Here is a 21,311-nt window from a genome sequence, read left to right as displayed (position 1 = left end):
GAGCTTGTGGGTCACGCGTCCCACACACTCGCTGTCATTGCCCGCGAAGGCGGGCAATCCAGTATTCCAGAGGCGGTCGTGATTGCATCGAGGGGCCGCGGCGTACTGGATGCCCCGCTTTCGCGGAGCATGACAGCGTCGCAGGTGGATGGTCCCTCACTCCGCCGGCTCGGCGGCCAGCGTCGGATAATCCGTATAGCCCTTCGCCCCGCCGCCGTAGAACGTGTTCTTGTCCCAGTCGTTCAGAGGCGCGCCCTGCTTCAGCCGCTCGACGAGGTCGGGGTTGGAGATGAACGGCTTGCCGAAGGCGATGAGATCGGCCGCGTTCGCGTCCAGCACCTTGGTCGCCAGCTCGAAATCATAGCCGTTGTTGGCGACGTAGGCGCCGGAGAAGCGCTTGCGCAAGGAGGCATAGTCGAACGGCGCGAAGTCGCGCGGCCCGCCGGTGGCGCCCTCCACGACATGGAGATAGACGAGCTTGAGCGCGTTGAGACCGTCGACGATGTGATCGAACAGCGGCTGCGGGTTGCTGTCGGAGATGTCATTGGCCGGTGTCACCGGCGAGATGCGGATTCCGGTGCGATCGGCACCCGCCTCGGCCGCAACGGCCTTGGAGACTTCAAGCATCAGCCGAGCGCGATTCTCGATGGAGCCGCCATAGGCATCGGTGCGCTTGTTGGTGCCGTCCTTGGCGAACTGGTCGAGCAGGTAGCCGTTGGCGCCGTGGATCTCGACGCCGTCGAAGCCGGCCTCCAGCGCGTTCTTCGCCGCGCGCTTGAAGTCGTCGATAATCCCGGGAATTTCGGAGAGCTCGAGCGCGCGCGGCTCGGAGACGTCGGCGAAGGTGCCGTTGACGAAGGTCTTGCCCTTGGCGCGGATCGCGCTCGGTGCCACCGGGGCGGCGCCATTGGCCTGAAGGTCGACATGCGAGATGCGGCCGACATGCCAGAGCTGGATGAAGATCTTGCCGCCGCGCTCATGCACGCGGTCGGTGACCTTGCGCCAGCCGGCGACCTGGTCCTTGCTGTAGATGCCGGGCGTGTCCTGGTAGCCCTGACCCTGCTGCGAGATCTGGCTCGCTTCGGTGATCAGGAGCCCTGCGGAGGCGCGCTGGCCGTAGTAATCGGCCGCAAGCGGGCTCGGCACGAACGTGCCGGGCGCGGCACGGTTGCGTGTCAGCGGCGCCATCACCAGGCGGTTGGCCAGCGTGATGGGGCCGAGCTTGTAGGTCTCGAACAATTTAGTCGAACGGCTCATGAGAAATGCTTCCAGGCGGTGAGAGGTCCCGAACACTTGTGCATCGCGGCATCAGGCGCAAGGGAAGAGCCATACGGAAAGTGCAGGCGAGCTGCGCGGCAGGGCCGCCGTAGCATAATTCATGTGCAATTCCGGCCGCGACAGCATGATCGCGCCATCGCGGCCGTGCGATCCGGCAAGTCAGTTCGTGCCCATGAAATCGCGCTTGCCGATCTCGACGCCGTTGTGACGCAGGATGCCGTGGGCGGTCGTGGCGTGGAAATAGAAGTTCGGCAGCGAGAACGAGCTCAGGAACTGCTGGCCTTTCATGGTGATGGATTTGTCGGGACCGGCCGGGAAGGTGACGTCCCTGGCATCGGCGCCTTCGAACTGCTCGGGCTTGAACGACTTGACGTAGTCGATCGTCTTCGCCAGCCGCTGCTTCAATTCCGCGAAGCTGGTCTCGGTGTCGGGCGTCGTGGGCACTTCGCTGTGAGTGAGCCGGGCGCAGCCTTTGGCAGCGAAATCGCTGACGAGCTGGACCTGCCGCGACAACGGCAACATGTCCGGGAACAGGCGTGAGCCGAGCAGGACGCCGGGATCGATCTTTCTCGCCGCGCAATGCGCCTCAGCTTTGGTGAGCAGCCCGGTCACGCTGTTCAGCATTTGCAGATAGGCGGGGACGACGGCGTCGTAGAAGGACATGTGATGCTCGCTTCAATGGTGGGAAATCTCAGGAGAAAACCTGAGCCACTCACATGGGGGCCTCATGGAAAAATACAATCGCCGAGCGCGGCTTGTGCGATGCGAAAATTCTCTCGCGGGGCATGGCAGCGAGTGGAGGCTACCGAACCGTCGCCTGGGGCTGCGCCTGCGCCGTGCCGCCGCGCATTCGCGCCAGCAGCTCCGCCGTCGGCCAGGAATCGGCCGGCAGGCCGTATTTGATCTGCATTGCCTTCACCGCAGTGCGGCTCTGCTGGCCGAGCACGCCGTCGACCTTGCCGACATTGTAGCCGGCGCGCACCAGCAGCTGCTGCAATTCCTTCAGCTCGTGGAACGGCAATTGCGCGACCGGCGCGGAGGGCTTGCGCATCGGCGCGGCGCCGGCGATGCGCGAGGCGAGATAGCCCGCGGTGGTCGAGTAGATCAGCGAGTTGTTCCATTCGGTGTAGGCCGCGAAATTCGGATAGGCGAGGAAGGCCGGACCAAAGCGGCCCATCGGCAGCAGCACGGACGCCGCAAGATTGTCATTCGGCAGCGGCCGTCCGTCGGCATAGGTGATGCCCAGCAGCGCCCATGTCGAGCGCGGCTCGCGCACCGTGAGATCGGTCTTCTCCCACGGCAGGTTGGGTGGCACCTTGATCTCCTCCAGCCACGGCTCGCCGCGCCGCCACTTCAAACCATTGGCGATGTAGTTCGCGGTCGAGCCGATCACGTCGGCTGGCGACCGCAACAGGTCGCGCCGTCCGTCGCCGTCATAGTCGACCGCGTAGTTGACATAATGCACGGGCAGGAATTGCGTCTGCCCGAGCTCGCCGGCCCAGGAGCCGATCATTTCATCGGGATGCAGATCGCCGCGGTCGATGATCTTCAGTGCGGCGATGGTCTCGCCCACGAACATCTCGGAGCGGCGGCAGTCGTAGGCGAGCGACACCAGCGATTTCAGCGTCGGCAGATTGCCCATGTTGGCACCGAAGTCGCTCTCGAGGCCCCAGAATGCGGCAATCACGGCGGGCGGCACGCCGTATTCCTTTTCGGCGCGTGCAAAGGCCGCGGCGTATCGCTTGATATGCTGCTGTCCGTTCTGCATGCGATAGGGCGCGGCCATGCGGCCGGCGAACTCGGTGAAGAGCTGGCCGAACACGCGCTGGCCGCGGTCGCGGTTGACGATGCCCTGGTCGTAGACGAGATACGGTGAAGCCTCCGCGATCGTGCGCTGCGACACGCCGGCAGCCACCGCCTGTTGCTTCACGTCCGCCAGGAAGCGATCGAAGCTCGCACCATTGTGGCACGAGGCCGCGCGCGGCGAGGGCGCCTTGGGCGCTGCGGGCCTGGCGGGAGGTGGAAGCATCTGGGCGGAAGCGGTGGCGGTGCACGCGAGAAGCGTGACGGCCGCGATCAGAAATCGGGTCTGGACCATGGGAGTTCCGGCGGGGAAAGAACAGGCGTGGATTCGCCTGAAGTTTAGGAGAAGTGACGGCCTCAGGCCATCCTTTCTATGCTCGGCCAACGCAGGGAATGCGGGCGATGTCGACTCGGCCTAGCCGAACAGCCGCATCAGCAGCGCTTTCCCGACCGGCAGCGCCCTCACTCCCCGAAAGGCGCGAACATACTCGCCGGCATAGAATGCCCTGATCGCGTGCACGCGCGTGTCCATGCCTTCCTCGAACCGCACGGCGAATCCGTCGGCGGTCCGCCGCACCACGATGGCCGCGATCGGGCGGCCGTAGATGCGGCATTCGATCGTACTGCCCGGCGCCGGCGGATCGGGATCGATCAGGCGCGCGCCCGTGATGGAGATGTCGCCGAGCCGCGCGAGATGCGACCTGCCGTCGTGGCGCAGCAGGACGGTCTCATTGCGGCTGAACCGCTCCGCCTTTCGCTTGCGCGGCTGCTCGATGCAGACGAAGCAGACCACGGTGAGGATGACCGCGTTGTAGAGGCTCCAGGCCAGGGCCAGTCCGCCATAGGCGATGTTCTCGCCGCGCAGGTGCAGGATGAAGGCATAGGCGATGGCTGCGAGCGTGATGACGAGCGCGCCGCCATAGAGCCGCAGCAGCGGCCATTCGACGAATCGCCTGTTGCGGTCGCCGCCTTTCGCGGTGACCTTGAACTTGTGTCCTGTCGGCTTCAACAGGCCGGCGGCCACCGCCTGGAGCACTGCAGGCGCCGCGATGAGCTGCGAGACGTCCGTCATCATCGCGAGCGAGCGGCCGCGCGACAGCCAGGCCATGCTGAGACCATGCCAGACATAGAAAGGCAGAAAGAAGCGCAACAGCTCGGTGAGGTCGGCCTGAACCGCCTTGATGCCGAACAGCAGGAACAACCAGGGCACGACGAGGCCCGCCACCTTCGACGCGTACACCGCCGACCAGCTCATGAAGGCGTCGGTCAGCGAGAGCCGGTCGATAAAAGCCAGCTTCGAGTCCCGCGACAGTGGCCCGCTACGACCGCGCACGATCTGCATCAAGCCGAGGCACCAGCGGGCGCGCTGGGTGATGTATTCCTTCAGCCCCTCCGGCGCGAGCCCGATCGTCAGGCGCTCGTTGAGATAGATCGTGTTGAGGCCGCATTCCTTGAGGCGCAGCGTGACGAGGTAGTCTTCGGTCACCGAATCGGTTGGAAATCCGCCGATCTGCATCAGCCCGGCATAGCGAATCAGGGACGAGGTGCCGCAGCAAAACGCGACGCCCCAGGCGTCCTTGGCCGGCAGCAGGATGTCGAAGAAGAAGCGCTGCTCGTCGGGCCAGACATCGGTCGCGGCAAGGTTGGTCTGGATCGGGTCTGGATTGATGAAGTGCTGCGGCGTCTGCACTACGCCGACCGACTCGTCGTCCATGAGCGAGATGGTACGCGCAAGGAAATCGGGCCGCGGCACGAAGTCCGCATCGAGAATGGCGACGAATTCCGGTCGCTCCGGCAGCGCGCCGACGTGCCTGAGTGCATGGTTGATGTTGCCGGCCTTGGCGTGGAGGTTGTCGTGCCGCGTGAGATAATGGCAGCCGAGCTCGCCCGAAAGGCGCCGCAGCCAGGGCCGCCGTCCATCGTCCAGTACCCAGACGCGGTAGTGGCCGTAGGCCATCCCGGTCGCGCCGATGATTGTACGCTCGAGGATCGGCCGTTCCTCGTTGTAGGTGCAGATGAAGACGTCGATCAACGGCGCACGCGGATCGGTGGCACGGCCGTCGACCCTCGCTGCGCCGGTGCGGTCGCGCGTCCGGCTCAGGAACAGCAGCGACAACGCGACCGCGACGAGCGAGGCCGCCTCCAGCAGCAGGAATGGGTAGCCGGCCATGGCATCGAGGGTCAGATGCGGCGGCGGGAGCGTCGAGGTGACACGCCAATGGAGATAACGCAGCAGCAGGGCCACCGACACGATGGTCAGGAACGAGCGCGCCATCGTGCTGTCGCGCCTGAGCAGCGGCACGATCGCCATGAAGGCGCCGAGCGCAATCAGGCCGGGCGTCAGCGCCATCATCACGGCGCTGTCTCACGCCGGGCGAATACGACACGGCCGGTGCGTCCCACGGTGCAGGCGCGGGTCGCGGCATCGCGCGATGCCACGGTCACGCGATAGGGCTCCTTGCTCAGCGCATCCGGGTTGATGGCGAGATTGGCGGGTGCACCGGCGGCGCCGGTCAGATTGACCACGATGCCGAAGATCGGCTCGCCGCCGTCATTCGGCTCGAAGGTCGCGCGATCGCCGAGCTGCAGGCGGTTGTAGACGGCCTCGGTGACGTTGGCGGTAATGACGGCGCCGCTGCAATCGAGCACCTTGAGCAGGGGCTGGCCGGCCTGTACGTCCTCGCCGGGCGAGGTCATCATTTCCCAGACGCGCCCCGCGACGGGTGTCGTGATGTTGGCTTCGGACAGGTCGGCGAAGCGGACCTCCTCGACGATGATTTCGTTGGCAAGCCAGGCGATGTCGGTGTCGGTGCGGGCGAGATCGGCTTCGAGGTCGCCGGCGCGCTGACGCATCTCCTCTTCGCGCTGCACCGAGCTCGGCCGGTCGTTATAGCTGTCGCCGAGGAACGAGCCGTTCTGCGCCGCGGCGAGCTCGACCCTGGCGGCATCCAGGCGCTTGCGCGCGCCGAGCTCGGTCTGCTGTGACACGGAGAGCTCGCGCGTCAGCCGCGACAGCTCGACGGTCGAGACATTGCCGGTTTTGGCCAGCGCCGAGGCGCGTTCGACGGCGGCGCTGGCCTCCTCGCGCCGCGCCGCCGCCGCCTCGATCGAGGTCTGGATCTCGGCGATGCGGGCCTCGAGCTGGAGCACGCGTCCGTCGCGGAATTGCGCGGCCTGCCGCGCCAGGTCCTTTTGCGCGGCCTGCGCCGAGGCAAGCTTGGCGGCAAGACTCGGCCGCTCGTTCTCCAGGCGCGATTTCTGCCGCCGGAGATCGTCGAGCAGGGTGCGATCGCCGCGCGAGTTGACGACGCGCAGGACGACGGTTCCGGCATCCAACTTGGTCTGGTCGGTGACGCGCTGGGCGGCCGCGACGCGCCCGCCGATGGGCGTGCGCAACGTGACGAGGCGGGAATTCAGCACCGCCTCGACGCTCGAATTCTCCCAGATCGCGCGCAGCGGCAGCCAGCCGAACACGGCGACGATGGCGAGCCCGATGGCGATCTTGGCACCGCGCCGCAGATACGACCAGCGACGCCCGGATTCCGGCGCCGTCTGCCCGTCCGGCACGGGGCTGGGCTCGTCATGGGCGAACAGCTGCTCGTGCAGCGCTTCCTGCAAGCCCTTCGCGTCAGTCTTGCTCTCGTTAGGGGAGGGAGTGGATGTGGGGTCGACGGAGGCGGCGCGTGAGCGGTCCATCATGACGGTCACCTTGCTGACGAGATGCCAACGGAACCGGCCAATGCACAAGAACCGTGCGACGTACCCGGCAACCGCGGATTAAGCCAATCCTGCGCTTTCCAGGTTGCTAAGTGCCCACGTGTGTTTTTGCGCAAATAACCGTCAAGGTTTAGCGGGAACCGAAAGGCTGGCCGCATGCCATGGATCTGCGGCCCGGCGACGCACGAACCTTGCGGTCGTCGGCGGCATTCATACCTCGTGGATGCCGGCCGAAGGCTTGCCCGCGGCCGCTCCAGGAGACGGCCATGAACTATTTTCGTACCGCAATGCTGCTCGCAGGCCTGACCGCCCTGTTCATGGGCGTCGGCTATCTCATCGGCGGCGCCTCGGGCGCCATGATCGCGCTCGTCATTGCCGCCGCGACCAATCTCTTCACCTACTGGAACTCCGACCGCATGGTGCTCTCGATGTACGGGGCGCATGAGGTCGACCGTTCGACCGCGCCGGAGCTGGTCGGCCTCGTCGCCGAGCTTGCGGGCCGTGCCGGCCTGCCGATGCCGCGCGTGTTCGTGATGGACGAGCTGCAGCCCAACGCGTTCGCGACCGGCCGCAACCCGGAGAACGCCGCAGTTGCCGTCACCACCGGCCTGATGAACCAGCTCAGCCGCGAGGAGCTCGCCGGCGTGATCGCGCACGAGCTCGCGCACATCAAGCATCACGACACGCTTCTGATGACCATCACTGCGACCATCGCGGGCGCGATCTCCATGCTGGCCCAGTTCGGCATGTTCTTCGGCGGCAATCGCGAGAACAACAATGGTCTGGGCATCGTCGGCTCGATCCTGATGATGATCCTCGCTCCGCTCGGCGCCATGCTGGTGCAGATGGCGATCAGCCGCACCCGCGAATACGCCGCCGACAATCTCGGCGCGCGCATCGTCGGACAGCCGATGTGGCTGGCCTCGGCGCTGGTGAAGATCGAGGGCGCCGCGCATCAGGTGCCGAACTACGAGGCCGAGCGGAATCCCGCGACCGCGCACATGTTCATCATCAATCCGCTGTCGGGCCACGGCGTGGACAATCTGTTCACCACTCACCCCTCGACCCAGAACCGTGTCGCTGCCCTCCAACAGCTCGCGTCCGAGCTCGGCGGGCAGGCGGCGCCGTCGGTCGGCGCCAACGAGAACTACCCGCCGCGCGGTCCCTGGGGCCGCTCCTCGTGGCGTGGTTCTTCCCGCGGTCCTTCCCGCGGTCCCTGGGGCTAACGGAACCGGTGAGGATTTGCGGCTTTGTGACCTGGCGCACATAGGGTCATCCCGGCCGGTGCTAACACCTCGACGTGACCATTCCTTCGAAAGGGGATGCGTGACCGGCCCGCTTCCGGCCACCGTCGAAGATGACCAGAGCTGCCGTACTCTTGCTGATCGTTCTTTGCGTGCTCGTCGGCCTGTCCACGCACATGGTCGTCAATTGCGGCGACGAGGACGATCCCGACATCTGCTCGGCCGTGATCGGCTTCTCGCCGCTTCGCGGCTCGCTGATCGCTTTCGCCTATGCGGGGCGCGGGCGGATCGCGCTGCGTCACGGCGACTTCAGGCGGGCGATCGCCGATTTCGACGAGGCCATCCATCTCAATCCCAACCGCGGCTCGCTCTATCGCGACCGGGCGATGGCCCGTCGGCTGAACGGCGATCTCGAGCGTGCCATTGCGGATTATGACGAGGCGATCGCGCATGATCCCAAGCTCGCCGCACCCTATCACCAGCGCGGTCTTGCGCTCGCCGCCATGGGCGATCTCGATCGGGCCATCCTGAGCTACAACACCGCGGTCCGCCTCGATCCCTCCGATGCGCAGGCCCGCCTCGACCGCGGCCTCGCGTTCCTCTCCCGCGGTCAGGCCGACGATGCCCGCGCCGATTTCGAGGCCGCGCTGGCGCTGCCCGCCGGCAAGAACGGCGCCGCGCGAGAGGCAGCGCGCGCCAAGCTCGCCGAGCTCGCCAGCGCCGAGCCGACCGAGGTCTCCGCGCCGCGGCGCTAAGTGGGTTACTTCGCCTTCCTGGCCTTCGCCTTCTTCGCCTTGGCCTTCTTCTCGGGCTTGTCCTTCGCCTTCTTTTCCACCTTCACCGCAATCGGCGCACTGGCGGCCAGGCGCATCGATCGCGCGTAGCTGTCGGCGACGTTGTCGGCGGACATCTGGAGGCGCTTGGCCGCGGCGGTGGCCTGCTCCATGGTGGCCTTGGCCATCATCTTGAAGCGCTCGCCGGTCTCCTTGCCCTTGGCCTTGGCCGCAAGGCCGTTGAAGCGATCCCGCCGCTCCTTGGCGCGGGTCATCAGGCCCGTATGCAGCTGTCTGGCCAGTTGCCGGATCACGACATCCAGGTCTGCGTCCGCCATGTTCTCTCATCCTCTTCGAAAAACGGTATCGATGCGGCGGGACTATGCAGATCGGGCCCCGCCTTGGCAATTCCCGCCAGCGCGTCATCCGCAGCTTCCAGCTTGCGAAGCAAAAAAAGCCGCGCATATTGCGCGGCTTTTTGGCTGGCTTGCTTGGGGAGACGCGTTGTCTGCTTTACTTCAGCGAGGCCACCGGACCGTTCGACGCCGCCGGCTCGGGGTCGAAGCCGAACACGCCGACCAGATACTTGTAATAGTCCGGCATCTTCTCCTTGAGCGCCTCGCGCGACTTCGGGTCGTGGAATTCGCTTTTTCCGGCCAGAAAGATGCTGGCGGTCACGGCAAAGAATTCCATGGGATTCTTCATCGCATAGGCTTCCTTGGGCAACATGTCCTTGGATTTGGCCAGCGCGTAGTAGGCGATCACGCCCTTGTTGGCGTAGCCGTCCGGCAGCAGCCGTGCGTGATAGGCATGGAGAAGCTCGTGCAGCAGCACGGCCTCCTTTTCGTAGCGCATCATGTCCGGCCGCAGCATGATCACGCCGAGCCCCGAGTCGACCGCGAGGTCGACGGCGTTCGGATTGGTCCAGCGCTGCTTGTTGTGGTCCCACACCGTCAGCGTCCGCGGCACGCGGCGCTCGACGTTGGGAGCGACGCGGCCGTAGCAGGCGGTCGCGGCGCCTTCGTCGAGGCAGGCGAGCTCGCTCGCGATGATCGGCACGGTGCGGAAGAACCGCAGCACGCGCGGCGATAGGCCGGCCGCTTCGACGGCGTCGATCTGCTGCTTCAGATTGTCGGTGAGCTTGTCGACGTCCTTGCGGTCGGAGTTCTCCGAGAGGTCGAACATGTAGCCGCGGTAGCCCTGGAAGCCCGGCGGCAGCGACGGCGCTGCGTCGGCATCGAGCGACCCGGCATGAGATGGATTGGCGAAGAGCGCGCCGACGATGGTTGCGGTCAGCAGCAACGCAATGCGCATGATGAACCCCCTGATGTCACTTCGCCCCGGCAGAATGGGCCGCCGTTGTTTGCGAAACGTGAGTGGGGCGAGACTAAGGCGCCGATGTTGAGGCGTGCTTAATCCCTGGTTGCAGATCGCGGAGGCGGATTAGTGCGGGATTAACCAAGCGTGGATTGGCCACGCACTTCGGCGTAACATGAAGCGGGGGCACCAACCCCAATTGCCGGAAGGGAGGATGCCATGTATGCCGCCATCCGTCAGGCCAAGGCGAAAAGCGGGAGTGCGGAAGAGCTGGCGCGCCGCATCAAGGACGGCGCCGTTCCGATCATCAGCGACGTCGATGGCTTTCGCGCCTACTACGTCGTCTATGCCGGCGATGACACCGTCACCGCGATCTCGATCTTCGACAAGTTCGAGCAGGCCGAGGAGGCGAATCGGCGCGCGATCGCCTGGATCGAGAAGGAGCTGGGCCCGCTGCTGGCCGGCGACGCGCGCGCCGTGGCGGGGCCGGTGATCGTGCATACGCTGGCATAGGTCGGAGGCTGTCGCCTCACATTCAACTGTCATCGCCCGCGAAGGCGGGCGAACCAGTACGCCGCGGCAGTCGTTGTGAATCTCGAGGTCTCTGGAATACTGGATGCCCCGCCTGCGCGGGGCATGACAGCTGTTCCTCACAGCTCCCGCGCATTCGAGAACGCAAAGCTCGACACCCGCCGCGTCGTCTCGTCCAGGATCAGCGTGCGCGTGATCGGGGGCTCGGCGCGCTGGGCGCAATTTTCGCGCTCGCACAGACGGCAGTTGACGCCGATCGGCGTGCCCTCGGTTTTCTCCAGGTCGATGCCGGCGGCATAGGTCAGGCGTGCGGCGTGACGGATCTCGCAGCCGAGGCCGATGGCGAAGCGCGGCTGCGGCAGCGGGTGCGGCGCGACGGGGCGGCGCACCATCTGCGCGATCGAGAAATAGCGCGTGCCGTCCGGCAGCTCGATCACTTGCTTGAGCAGGCGGTCCGGCGTGTCGAAGGTCGAATGCACGTTCCACAGCGGGCAGGTGCCGCCGAATTTCGAGAACGGGAAGGTGCCGGAGGAGAAGCGCTTCGAGACGTTGCCGGCATTGTCGACGCGCAAGAGGAAGAACGGAATGCCGCGCGCGTTCGGCCGCTGCAGGGTGGTGAGGCGGTGGCAGACCTGCTCGAAGCCGGAATTGAAGCGTTGCGCCAGCACGTGGATGTCGTAGTTGAGCGCCTCGGCTGCGGCAAGGAAGGCCGGATAGGGCATCATCACCGCCGCTGCGAAGTAGTTACCGAGGGTGATGCGGAACAGGCGGCGCGGCGTGTCGTCCAGCGGGCCGGCGCGGCCGATGATGGTCTCCAGGGCTTGCGCGCATTCGCCGAGGCCGAGCTGAAAGGCGAGCTGGAACGCGCGGCCGGGCGGGTCGACCAGCTCCGAGATCAGGAGCTGGCGGCGATGCCGGTCGAAGCGCCGCAGCGTCTCGCGCATCACGTCGACCGGCATGATGCGGGTCTGGATCGAATGCTTCTCGCGCAGGCGCGCCGCGAGCGCCGCATACAGACCTTCGGCCGGAACGTTCAGCTCATCGCGCAGAGTCTCTGCGGCCTGCTCGAGCTCGGGGAAATAGTTGCGGTTGGCCTCGATCAGCTCGCGCACGCGCTCGACCGGATTGGCCTCATAGCGCGTGCCGACGTCGCGGTCGGCCATTTGCGCGGCGGCCAGCGTCTCGCCTTGGCGCGCCTCGGTATAGGCGGCGTAGAGCCGTTGCAGCGCGTGGGTGACGCCGGGGCAGAGCTCGGCGAGGTCGCGCAGCTCCTGCTTGGGCACGTCGATCTGGCGGAACAGGGGATCGGAGAAGATCTCGTTGAGCTCGGCGAAGAAGCGGTCCTCGTCGGCGGTGGCGAGGTCGCGCAGGTCGAGGTCATAGGTCTCGGCAAGACGTAGCAGGATTTGCGCGGTCACCGGGCGCTGGTTGCGCTCGATCAGGTTGACGTAGCTCGGCGAGATCCCGAGGCCCTCGGCGATCTGGGTCTGCGACAGCCCCAATTGCTGCCGGATCCTCCGGAAGCGCGGGCCGACGAAGAGTTTCTTGCCGGAAACGGCGGGCATGTCTCAGATCCCCAGACACATCAAGGTCAGGTTTACTGACCCATTGATTTACAAAATTTACAAAATAACATCTATTACATGTTCTGATGTTACATGACATCACCAATCAGAAACAAGCCCTCTATCCGAATTTTCCGTTTTCGCGTTTAGCTCCTGACACGCATCTCGCAATGCACTGTCAAGAATGTCGATGGTAGCCATTCGCCATCGTCAGCGAAAGGATCAGGTCCATGAACTACCAGCCCCGCGGCATCAGCCCCCTCCTGCGTCCGGCCTCGTATCAGAGCGAGGTCGAGGCAGCCCAGGCGCTCCTTGCGACCCAGCCGACATGGAACGGGGTGACGGCCGAGGCCGTCGCGCGCATGCGCCTGCAGAACCGCTTCAAGACCGGTCTCGACGTCGCCCGTTACACCGCGGCCTTGATGCGCGCGGACATGGCCGCCTATGACGGCGACCCCACCAAGTACACCCAGTCGCTCGGCTGCTGGCACGGCTTCATCGCCCAGCAGAAGCTGATCTCGGTCAAGAAGCACTTCGGCAAGACCGATCGCACCTACCTCTATCTCTCGGGCTGGATGATCGCCGCGCTGCGCTCCGAGTTCGGTCCGCTGCCCGACCAGTCGATGCACGAGAAGACCTCGGTGCCGGCGCTGATCGAAGAGCTCTACACCTTCCTGCGCCAGGCGGATTCGCGCGAGCTGAACGACATCTTCCGCGCCCTCGACAAGGCGCGCAAGGAAGGCGACAAGACCAGGGAGAAGGAGCTGATCGAGAAGATCGACAACTTCCAGACCCATGTCGTGCCCGTCATCGCAGACATCGACGCCGGCTTCGGCAATGCCGAGGCGACCTATCTGCTCGCCAAGAAGATGATCGAAGCGGGTGCCTGCGCGCTGCAGATCGAGAACCAGGTCTCGGACGAGAAGCAATGCGGTCACCAGGACGGCAAGGTCACCGTGCCGCATGAGGTCTTCCTGGCGAAGATCCGTGCCTGCCGCCACGCCTTCCTCGAACTCGGCGTCGAAGACGGCGTCATCGTGACCCGCACCGACTCGCTCGGTGCCGGCCTGACGCAGCAGATCGCCGTCAGCCACAAGCCCGGCGACATCGGCGACCAGTACAACAGCTTCCTGGATTGCGAGGAAGTCACGGCGGAGAACGCCAGGAACGGCGACGTCATCATCAACCGCAACGGCAAGATGATGCGTCCGAAGCGGCTGCCCTCCAACCTCTACCAGTTCCGCCCGGGCACCGGCGAAGACCGCTGCGTGCTGGACTGCATCACCTCGCTGCAGAACGGCGCCGACCTGCTCTGGATCGAGACGGAGAAGCCGCATATCGAGCAGATCGCGAAGATGGTCGACCGCATCCGCAAGGTGGTTCCGAACGCGAAGCTGGCCTACAACAACTCGCCCTCGTTCAACTGGACCCTCAACTTCCGCTGGCAGGTCTTCGACGCCTGGAAGGAGGCCGGCAAGGACGTCAGCAAGTACAACCGTGCCGAGCTGATGAAGGCGGAGTACGACGACACGCCGCTGGCAAAGGAAGCCGACGAGCGCATCCGCACCTTCCAGGCGGATTCGGCCAAGCGCGCCGGCATCTTCCACCACCTGATCACGTTGCCGACCTATCACACGGCAGCGCTCTCGACCGACAATCTGGCCAGGGAGTATTTCGGCGAGCAGGGCATGCTCGGCTACGTCAAGAACGTCCAGCGCGCCGAGATCCGTCAGGGCATCGCCTGTGTGAAGCATCAGAACATGGCCGGCTCCGACATCGGCGACGACCACAAGGAGTACTTCGCCGGCGAGGCGGCCCTGAAGGCGGGCGGCGCCCACAACACGATGAACCAGTTCGGCTAACGAACCACGCTACTCTCGATAGGAGACTGACAATGACCAAAGGCAGCAATTTCTGGGTGATCGGCGGCGAGTTCGGTTCGATGAACTTCCACAAGCTCGTGGAAGGCTCGGCCCAGGTCAAAGGTCCGTTCAAGTCCCGCAAGGAAGCCGAGGACTGCTGGCGCGAGGTGTCGGAAGAGAGCCGCCACAAGGCCGGCGTCCGCTTCTCGATCGTGGAAGAGCCGCAGCGCGCTCCGGCAGCCTGATCGGCTGCCGGCCTGAACCAAGAAGACGTCCAAGGACGGACGGTCCCATCCAGGCTCTGCCTGGGTGGGATCGTCTGCTTTTGGTACAGGTGAAACGGCTGTGGGCTCTGTAAGTATCTGGAATTGTAGACCTTTGCGGAGGGAGTGGTTGCTGATAGGTTAATGCCGGAAAGTCGAGGACGAGGCCGACAATGTCAGAGCCCGAGACCAGCGGGATCCATCCCGGCCAGCCGCGCCCGGTGCGGCTGCGCGATGCACTGCTGCGCGCACGGATCGAGGCCGCCGACCGGACCGGCGTCGTCGTCGATCTCAGGGACGCCGAGGTGGCGCGGCTCGAGATCCTCAATGACGCGCTCGATCCCCTGTTCGCGCAGGTGCCTGATCAGATCGACCTGTTCGACCGCGGCATCAGCCAGGGCGATACGCCAAGACTCTGGATCGACGTCGTCGCCCACATCGTGATGGGGCGCGACAAGCGGATGTACCGCTTCGTCCAGGACACCCGTTTTGGCCGCATCGTCCTCGCCGAGTCGCACGACACCGCTGTGATCGTCGAGGCCGTCACCGACTATGTCGCGCGCCGCATGGTCGAGCGCGAGCGCGCGATGGTGGTCCCGCCCGAACCGCAAGCACCAGCCACCGAGCCGCCACGCCGCTCGCGCGTCTGGCCGTTCGTGTTCGGGTTCGTGCTCGGCGCCGCGGCGTTGTTCGGGGTCGCGGTGCTGGCGGCTTTGCGGAGCTGGTGAGACTCTCTCCCTCGTCATTCCGGGGCGCGCGAAGCGCGAGCCCGGAATCCATTCATCACCACGGGCTGCGGCCTGATGGATTCCGGGTTCATGCTTCGCATGCCCCGGAATGACAAGGGGTCTAAATCAACCTCGCATGCTTGATCTGCCCGATCTGAAATCCAGCCCCCAGGCTCCGCACCGTCTGCTCGCAGCGCCAGCCGGCATTGTCCTTCTCGATCGTCAGCAGATTGTACGCCGCCGCCGGGTAGCGTCCGTGCGCGAGCGCGGAGGCCGAGGGAACGCCGAGCGCGGGAATGTTTCCGTTGGGACCTTCGACCCATATCGTCGAATGAACGTGGTCGTGCCCGTGCAGGATCAGCTCGACGCCGTGGCGCTTGAGCAGCGCCAGCAGGGCGGGCGCGTCCGTCATCCGCTTCTGGCGGGAATCGGATTTCAGCGGATGATGCACCAGCAGCACGCGGAAGACGTCCTCCGCCGCGAGCCGTTCGAGCACCTGTTCGAGCGACGCGAGCTGATCGGGCCCGAGCGTGCCCGTCGCCATCAGCGGCAGGGTCGGTACCGCCGTGGACAGGCTGATCAGCGCGAGCGGTCCGCGTCGGCGCACGGACGGAAAACCGATGCGGCCGTCGTCGCCGGCAAGATAGGGTGCAAACGTCTCGCCGAAACGATGAAAGGTGGCACGGACATAGGCGTCATGGTTGCCGGGAATCGCGGTCACGCGCTCAGGCGGGCCGACGCTTTCGAGCCAGGCGAGGGCCGGCGCGAATTCCGCCTCCAGCGCGAGGTTGACGAGATCGCCCGTCACCGCGACGTGGTCGGGCGCCTGCGCCCTCATATCGGCGACGAGTGCGTCGAGAACCTCGCGGCGCTGATATTTGTGGCGGTTGCGCGTCCAGTTGACATAGCCGAGCGCGCGCTTGCCCGCGAGCTCGATTAGCCGCGGCTTCGGCAAAGGCGGCAGATGCGGGTCGGACAGATGGGCGAGCGTGAAGGGAGCCATGGGGCGCGATTGCCTCGCTATTGCTCTACCGTAATGGCAAGGTCGCGCCCGACGCGCAAGCAGGGCCTGAAACGGGGCGGCAGGGAAGTCTGATGGGAGAAAGTCTGAATCGTGTCCGACGGAAAGCCGAGCCGCTGCTGCGGCGGCTCTTCCACGCCTATTTCCTGCTCGTCCGCGGCATGACGCTCGGCGTCCGCGCCGTGGTGCTGGATGCCGAGGATCGGGTCTTCCTGGTCAGGCACAGCTACGTCAGCGGCTGGTATCTGCCTGGCGGCGGCGTCGACCACGGCGAGACCATGGAGCAGGCGATGCGGCGCGAGCTCAAGGAGGAGGGCGACATCGATCTCACCGGTGACGCCGTGCTGCACGGCATCTTCCTCAACAGCCACGTCTCCCGCCGCGACCACGTCGCGGTCTACGTCGTCAGGCAGTTCAGGCAGGATCGCCTGCCCGCGCCCAACCGCGAGATCGTCGAATGCGGGTTCTTCGCGATCGCGGCGCTGCCCGAGGGCACCACGCCCGGCACGCGGCTGCGGATCGCGGAAGTGCTCGACGACCGGCCCTTGATTGCGACGTGGCGCTGAGGGGGCCCTGTGCTAAAGCATGATCCGGAAAAGTGCGCAGCGGTTTTCCGAAAAGATCATGCTTAAACAACAACCTGAAGCGCGATGACGATTCGTTCTAATCGCATCGCGCTTTAGTAACCGGCTCGACGCATACCACGGAAACCGGATGAAGATTGCCAAGCCCGCTTTCGGCCTGATCTGCCTTGCGATCCTCGCCAGCAACGTCGTCACGATGGCGCGCTGGAGCGAGCCGCGCTCGCTGCCCCTGCAGGCTGCGCCGCTCGGGCGCGGGCCGACAAGCCTCGGAGTGCCGTCGCGATGACCTCAACGCAACTTCGCATCGCCGTGCTGGTGCCCTGCTACAACGAGGAGGCGGCGGTCGCGACCGTCGTTGCCGATTTCCGCAAGGCGCTGCCCTCGGCGGAAATCTACGTCTACGACAACAATTCGCGCGACCGTACCGCCGCGGTCGCGCGCGAGGCTGGCGCGATCGTGCGCAGCGAGCGCCGGCAGGGCAAGGGCCACGTCGTGCGCCGCATGTTCGCCGACGTCGAGGCCGACGTCTATGTGCTGGTCGACGGCGATGCCACCTATGATGCGCCGAGCGCTCCGGGCATGATCGACAGGCTGCTCGACGATCATCTCGACATGGTGGTCGGCCTTCGCGTCGATCAGGTCCAGGCCGCCTACCGGCTCGGGCACCGCACCGGCAACCGCATGCTGACCGGCTTCCTGTCGTCAACCTTCGGTCATGCCTTCAAGGACATCCTGTCCGGCTACCGGGTGTTCTCGCGCCGCTTCGTCAAATCCTTCCCCGTCCTCTCCGACGGCTTCGAGATCGAGACCGAGCTCGCGGTCTATGCGCTGGAATTGTCGCTGCCGGTCGCCGAGGTCGAGACGCCCTATTACGCGCGCCCTGAAGGCTCGTTCTCGAAGCTCAACACCTGGCGCGACGGCTTCCGCATCCTCGGCACCATGCTGAAGCTCTACCGTTCGGAGCGGCCGTTGCGCTTCTTCATGGTGATCGGAATCCTGCTGGCGCTGGTCTCGATCATCCTCGCGATCCCGATTGTGATCACCTTCTTCGAGACCGGGCTCGTGCCGCGGCTGCCCACCGCCGTGCTGTCGATGGGCCTGATGATCATGGCCCTGCTGTCGGCGTCGTCGGGGCTCGTGCTCGACACGGTCACGCGAGGGCGGCGGGAAATGAAGATGCTGGCCTACCTGTCCCAGCCGTCGTTGAAACGGGACGCAGGTTGAGCCCAAAGCAGGACCGGTGTCGGTGCGGACCAGGCATGCGGTTCACGTGTCCCCGCTGGGGAGAGGTGAAGCCCGGCACTGACACCGCCCATGGACCTTCACAAGCGCAAGTGCTACTCCGCGAATTGATATGAACGATCTCTCAGTGACCATCCTTCCCGAGGCCGCCGGCGACGCTCAGGCGATCGAGCGGCTGCACGAACGTACCTTCGGGCCCGGCCGCTTCGTGCTGAGCGCCTACCGGATTCGCGAGCACGTCGACCATCTGCTCGAGCTGTCCTTCACCGCCCGCATCGGCACGCTGCTGGTCGGCTCGGTCAGGCAATTGCCGATCCTGATCGGCGACACGCCCGCGCTGCTGCTCGGGCCGCTCACCGTCGAGCCGCCGTTCCGCGGTCGCGGTGTCGGCCGTCTGTTGATGGAGCGTGCGCTGGAGGACGCGAAGGCGAAGGGCCATCGCCTCGTGCTGCTGGTCGGTGACGAGCCCTATTACAGCCGTGTCGGCTTCAAGCCTGTCCCCAAGGGCCGCGTCACCATGCCGGGCCCTGTCGACGCCGCTCGCATCCTGGTGTTCGAGCTCGTCGACGGCGCCTTCGAGGGCGTGTCGGGTCCGATCGGCCCCGACTGGAGCAAGGCGCGGGGGTAGGAGTGGCCCGTAGCCCGGATGAGCGAAGCGACATCCGGGAAACCTGTCGCCGCCGATGCACTGCCCCAGATCTCGCTTCGCTCAGCCGGTCTACGACGCTGTGTATTGGGAGTACGACAGCGGCTCCTCATGCTCCTCATTGCGAGCGCAGCGAAGCAATCCGGAATCCTTCCGCAGAGGCAGTCTGGATTTGCTTCGCTGCGCTCGCAATGACCGTGTGTGCCGGGGCCCTTTGGGCCCCGACACAAGCGACGCTCAGAACTTGAAGTTCGCGAACGCCCGCACGCCGATGCCGGGCAGCAGCACCTCGTCCTTGGTGTAGGACACCGAGTTGCGGATGTTCTCGTTGAGCAGGTTGTTGCCGACGAGGCCGACCAACATCTCGCGCGCGCCGAACGGATTCGGCCTGAGCTTGGTCTTGTAGCTGACCTCGGCCTTCAACAGATTGTAGCCCGCCGTCGGCGTTTCCGCGATCGCGGCCACGTCGTTCTGCGCGAAGGCATGCAACAGGTTGATCCGCATCAGCCAGTTGTCATCGCGCCAGAATACACCGCCGCCCACGCGCATGGGCGGAATCCGTGGCACGTTGGTGCCGTCGCTGAAGGTGGCGCGGACGAAGTCGAACTGGTTCTCGATGCCCCAGATGCCGCCCTGGAAGGCGCCGACGTCGAGCTGCGACTGGAATTCGCCGCCGCGGAAGTTCGCGTTCCGCTGCGAGTAGACCGCCTGATTCAGTTCGCCATCGGGCGCACCGCAGGAGGCGAAGTCGTCGTCGCACATGACCCCGGTGAGGCGGCGGTAGATGAAATTGTCGAAATGCGTGTAGTAGACGGTCGCCTCGAAGCGGAACGGTCCGGTCGCCTTGCGTACCCCGAGCTCGACCGATTTTGCGGTCTCGATGGTGAGGTTCGGGTTGCCGATGTCGAAGGTCGCGGTCGCGTCGTGACCGCCGCGGGAAAACAGCTCGGCCGCCTTCGGCGCGCGCTCGACATATTGCGCGGTGATGCTGCCGACCATGCCGCCCGGCAGGTCCTGCAACAGGCCGATGCTGCCGCTCTTCGGCGTGAAGGACGGATTGCGCGCGATCGGCGCCTGCGGCGTGCCGTCGGGCAGGTAATCGGCGGGAAAGTCCGGCGTGGTGCCGTGCAGCTCGACATGCTCGATGCGCCCGGCGATCTGCGCCCGCGTGGTCTCCGTGAACTTGAACTCGTTGAAAGCGTAACCGGCGACGCGCGTGCTGTTGTTAGGGTCCCACAGGCCGTTGAACAGCGTGCCGGGATTGTCCGGGCTCGGCGCGCTCAATTCCTGATGGCCGACCTGGAAGCCCAGCGCGGTCGTCACCTCGGCGAAGCGGGCGTTGAACGGCATCAGCTGCACCTCGGTGCGGATCTCCTGCTCCTTGTTGGTGAAGGTCTGCCTGATGCCGTCGGTGTTGAGGTCGGCGGGATCGGCAAGGCCGATCTCGTTGTGCCGGTAGTCGGTCGCGCCGGCCCAGAAGCGGATCGTGTCGATCGCGGCCGCGTCGGGGCGGTACTCGCCCTTGACGTTGATCTTGGTCTGGTGCGCGTCGATCCGCGTGTTGTGGTCGGCGCCGTCGATGCCGGGGATATGGTAGAGCGAGTCGTTCTGCGTGATCGACGCGCCGATATAGCCGCCCTGGAAGAAGTAGGAGCCGCCGATCGAGGCGCCGTCCGAGCGCGTCGCCGAGTTGGGCTGGCGGCCGTTCACGGGACGCGACTGGTCGGTCAGATAAGGATAGCTCGGGATGTAATAGTCCGAGGTGGTGCGGCCGTAGGCGTCGGCGTGAAAGGCAAAATTGCCGCCGCCGGTATCGAGCAGCACGCCGCTTTCGATACCGCGGTCGACCGAGCTGAAGGCGGTACGCGTCTCGGCGGTGACGCAGGGCGAGGTCGCGGCGCTCGCGAGCGGCGCCTTGGTCGGCAGGCCGTAGCTCTGGAACGACGGCGCGCAGGAGGGCATCGCATCCGGAATCCGGTTGTTGGTGGCGCTGACCACGCCGCCGATCGAGGTCGAGCCGTAGCGCAGCGCCGCTGGCCCGCGCACCACCTCGACCTGGTTGGTCGCGAGCGGATCGATCGGGACGAAATGATCTTCGCCGAGGTCGGAGGCGCCGCCGGCATTGGTGCCGTTCTCGAGGATGCCGACGCGGTTGACGTCGAGACCCCTGATGATGGGCCGGCTGGAGGCGCCGGGCGCGAAGCTCGATCCGGTGATGCCGGGCTTGGAGAACAGGAGATCGCCGAGCTGGCCGCCGCCCTCGCGGCGGATCTCCTCGTTCGGAACCACCGTCACCGTCGCGAACTGATTGGTCACGATAGGCAGCACGCCCTGCTGGGGCGCTGCGGGCGCTTGGGCTGCAGGCGTTGCTTCAGCCGTCTGCTCGCGGCTGCGCACCCGTGCGGTCCGCGCGCCGCGCCCAGGGTTGCGGGACGGCACCACCGCTCTGCGCACGATCGGGCTCGGCGCCGTTACGGTGACGGCAGGGATCTCCGTCGACGATTTGTCCTGCGCCGAGTCTTGAGCGAACGCAGATGTGGCGGCAGCGCCGAGCAGGAGCAGGCTTGCTCCGCCAAGACGTTGCGCGCGTCGCGATTTGAATGACATTGTCCTGATTCCAGTCAGGCGCCGTCCGGATGATGGTCTGCTGATCGGAGGCGGCCTGCCGTCGCGGTGCGACGGAATTCGACTTCAACTTCTCCCGGGCATTCGCCTGAAAGCGGCGAGGCTGGGCGTG

The 21,311-nt window shown here is 65.7% G+C and carries 20 protein-coding genes; 10 read left to right on the top strand and 10 right to left on the bottom strand.

The genetic code is table 11. From position 1 onward, the window contains the following. Positions 1-156: 156 nt before the first annotated feature. From ACM42_RS03980 to ACM42_RS03960, 5 genes are all read right to left on the bottom strand, one after another. Complete coding sequence (locus ACM42_RS03980) at positions 157-1,257, bottom strand: alkene reductase (RefSeq protein ID WP_271526697.1); 1,101 nt, start codon at positions 1,255-1,257, stop codon at positions 157-159. A gap of 180 nt (positions 1,258-1,437) precedes the next feature. After that, positions 1,438-1,941, bottom strand: coding sequence for a DUF1993 domain-containing protein (locus ACM42_RS03975; RefSeq protein WP_271526696.1), 504 nt, complete (start codon positions 1,939-1,941; stop codon positions 1,438-1,440). A 139-nt stretch (positions 1,942-2,080) separates the two neighbouring features. Continuing rightward, positions 2,081-3,376 carry a lytic murein transglycosylase gene (locus ACM42_RS03970; RefSeq protein WP_271526695.1) on the bottom strand — a complete coding sequence of 432 codons (1,296 nt, stop codon included), beginning with the start codon at positions 3,374-3,376 and terminating at the stop codon, positions 2,081-2,083. 120 nt (positions 3,377-3,496) lie between these two features. Next, a complete protein-coding gene (locus ACM42_RS03965; protein ID WP_271526957.1) occupies positions 3,497-5,434 on the bottom strand; it encodes a glycosyltransferase in 1,938 nt (645 codons plus the stop codon). Continuing rightward, positions 5,434-6,780, bottom strand: coding sequence for an HlyD family secretion protein (locus ACM42_RS03960; protein WP_271526694.1), 1,347 nt, complete (start codon positions 6,778-6,780; stop codon positions 5,434-5,436). Before ACM42_RS03960 ends, ACM42_RS03965 begins: the two co-directional genes overlap by 1 nt. 284 nt (positions 6,781-7,064) lie before the next feature. On the opposite strand from ACM42_RS03960, the gene htpX reads away from it, so the two are divergent. Both htpX and ACM42_RS03950 read left to right on the top strand, forming a co-directional pair. After that, a complete protein-coding gene (htpX, locus tag ACM42_RS03955; protein WP_271526693.1) occupies positions 7,065-8,024 on the top strand; it encodes a zinc metalloprotease HtpX in 960 nt (319 codons plus the stop codon). Between the two features lie 131 nt (positions 8,025-8,155). Continuing rightward, positions 8,156-8,797, top strand: coding sequence for a tetratricopeptide repeat protein (locus ACM42_RS03950; protein ID WP_271526692.1), 642 nt, complete (start codon positions 8,156-8,158; stop codon positions 8,795-8,797). A 5-nt stretch (positions 8,798-8,802) separates the two neighbouring features. Here ACM42_RS03950 and ACM42_RS03945 read toward each other — a convergent pair whose 3' ends face one another. Then, positions 8,803-9,153 carry a hypothetical protein gene (locus ACM42_RS03945; protein ID WP_271526691.1) on the bottom strand — a complete coding sequence of 117 codons (351 nt, stop codon included), beginning with the start codon at positions 9,151-9,153 and terminating at the stop codon, positions 8,803-8,805. Positions 9,154-9,328: 175 nt separating this feature from the next. Continuing rightward, positions 9,329-10,129: a hypothetical protein gene (locus ACM42_RS03940; RefSeq protein WP_271526690.1), complete on the bottom strand. Its 801-nt coding sequence runs from the start codon at positions 10,127-10,129 to the stop codon at positions 9,329-9,331. A 222-nt stretch (positions 10,130-10,351) separates the two neighbouring features. On the opposite strand from ACM42_RS03940, the gene ACM42_RS03935 reads away from it, so the two are divergent. Continuing rightward, entirely contained in the window at positions 10,352-10,645 is a 294-nt protein-coding gene (locus ACM42_RS03935; RefSeq protein ID WP_271526689.1) for an antibiotic biosynthesis monooxygenase, read from the top strand. A 137-nt stretch (positions 10,646-10,782) separates the two neighbouring features. Here the strand turns inward: ACM42_RS03935 and ACM42_RS03930 are convergent, their stop codons facing one another. Continuing rightward, entirely contained in the window at positions 10,783-12,228 is a 1,446-nt protein-coding gene (locus ACM42_RS03930; protein ID WP_028180213.1) for a helix-turn-helix domain-containing protein, read from the bottom strand. A 230-nt stretch (positions 12,229-12,458) separates the two neighbouring features. Here ACM42_RS03930 and ACM42_RS03925 point away from each other — a divergent pair, with 230 nt between their 5' ends. The 3 genes from ACM42_RS03925 to ACM42_RS03915 all read left to right on the top strand — a co-directional run bounded on the left by ACM42_RS03925 (position 12,459) and on the right by ACM42_RS03915 (position 15,081). After that, positions 12,459-14,090 carry an isocitrate lyase gene (locus ACM42_RS03925; RefSeq protein WP_271526688.1) on the top strand — a complete coding sequence of 544 codons (1,632 nt, stop codon included), beginning with the start codon at positions 12,459-12,461 and terminating at the stop codon, positions 14,088-14,090. A gap of 32 nt (positions 14,091-14,122) precedes the next feature. Then, complete coding sequence (locus ACM42_RS03920; protein WP_027575539.1) at positions 14,123-14,335, top strand: DUF4170 domain-containing protein; 213 nt, start codon at positions 14,123-14,125, stop codon at positions 14,333-14,335. Between the two features lie 191 nt (positions 14,336-14,526). Continuing rightward, the gene (locus tag ACM42_RS03915) at positions 14,527-15,081 is read left to right on the top strand and encodes a hypothetical protein (protein ID WP_271526687.1); all 555 of its coding nucleotides are present in this window, start codon (positions 14,527-14,529) and stop codon (positions 15,079-15,081) included. Positions 15,082-15,202: 121 nt separating this feature from the next. Here ACM42_RS03915 and ACM42_RS03910 read toward each other — a convergent pair whose 3' ends face one another. Beyond that, positions 15,203-16,084: a metallophosphoesterase family protein gene (locus tag ACM42_RS03910; protein ID WP_271526686.1), complete on the bottom strand. Its 882-nt coding sequence runs from the start codon at positions 16,082-16,084 to the stop codon at positions 15,203-15,205. Between the two features lie 92 nt (positions 16,085-16,176). On the opposite strand from ACM42_RS03910, the gene ACM42_RS03905 reads away from it, so the two are divergent. From ACM42_RS03905 to ACM42_RS03890, 4 genes are all read left to right on the top strand, one after another. Further along, positions 16,177-16,668 (top strand): NUDIX domain-containing protein, encoded by a 492-nt coding sequence (locus ACM42_RS03905; protein WP_271526685.1) that lies wholly within the window; start codon positions 16,177-16,179, stop codon positions 16,666-16,668. A 148-nt stretch (positions 16,669-16,816) separates the two neighbouring features. After that, on the top strand, positions 16,817-16,972 hold the full coding sequence (locus tag ACM42_RS03900) for a hypothetical protein (RefSeq protein ID WP_271526684.1): 156 nt from the start codon (positions 16,817-16,819) through the stop codon (positions 16,970-16,972). Further along, the gene (locus tag ACM42_RS03895) at positions 16,969-17,910 is read left to right on the top strand and encodes a glycosyltransferase family 2 protein (RefSeq protein ID WP_271526683.1); all 942 of its coding nucleotides are present in this window, start codon (positions 16,969-16,971) and stop codon (positions 17,908-17,910) included. Before ACM42_RS03900 ends, ACM42_RS03895 begins: the two co-directional genes overlap by 4 nt. A 130-nt stretch (positions 17,911-18,040) precedes the next feature. Beyond that, a complete protein-coding gene (locus tag ACM42_RS03890) occupies positions 18,041-18,556 on the top strand; it encodes a GNAT family N-acetyltransferase (RefSeq protein WP_271526682.1) in 516 nt (171 codons plus the stop codon). Between the two features lie 255 nt (positions 18,557-18,811). Here the strand turns inward: ACM42_RS03890 and ACM42_RS03885 are convergent, their stop codons facing one another. Next, positions 18,812-21,181 (bottom strand): TonB-dependent receptor, encoded by a 2,370-nt coding sequence (locus ACM42_RS03885; protein WP_271526681.1) that lies wholly within the window; start codon positions 21,179-21,181, stop codon positions 18,812-18,814. Between the last annotated feature and the right edge of the window lie 130 nt (positions 21,182-21,311).

The sequence above is a fragment of the Bradyrhizobium sp. CCBAU 25338 genome (genome assembly GCF_028128965.1).
GTDB lineage: Bacteria > Pseudomonadota > Alphaproteobacteria > Rhizobiales > Xanthobacteraceae > Bradyrhizobium > Bradyrhizobium liaoningense.
The sequence above is the reverse complement of the archived record's forward strand: the minus strand, read 5'-3'. Positions and strand labels throughout refer to the sequence as shown.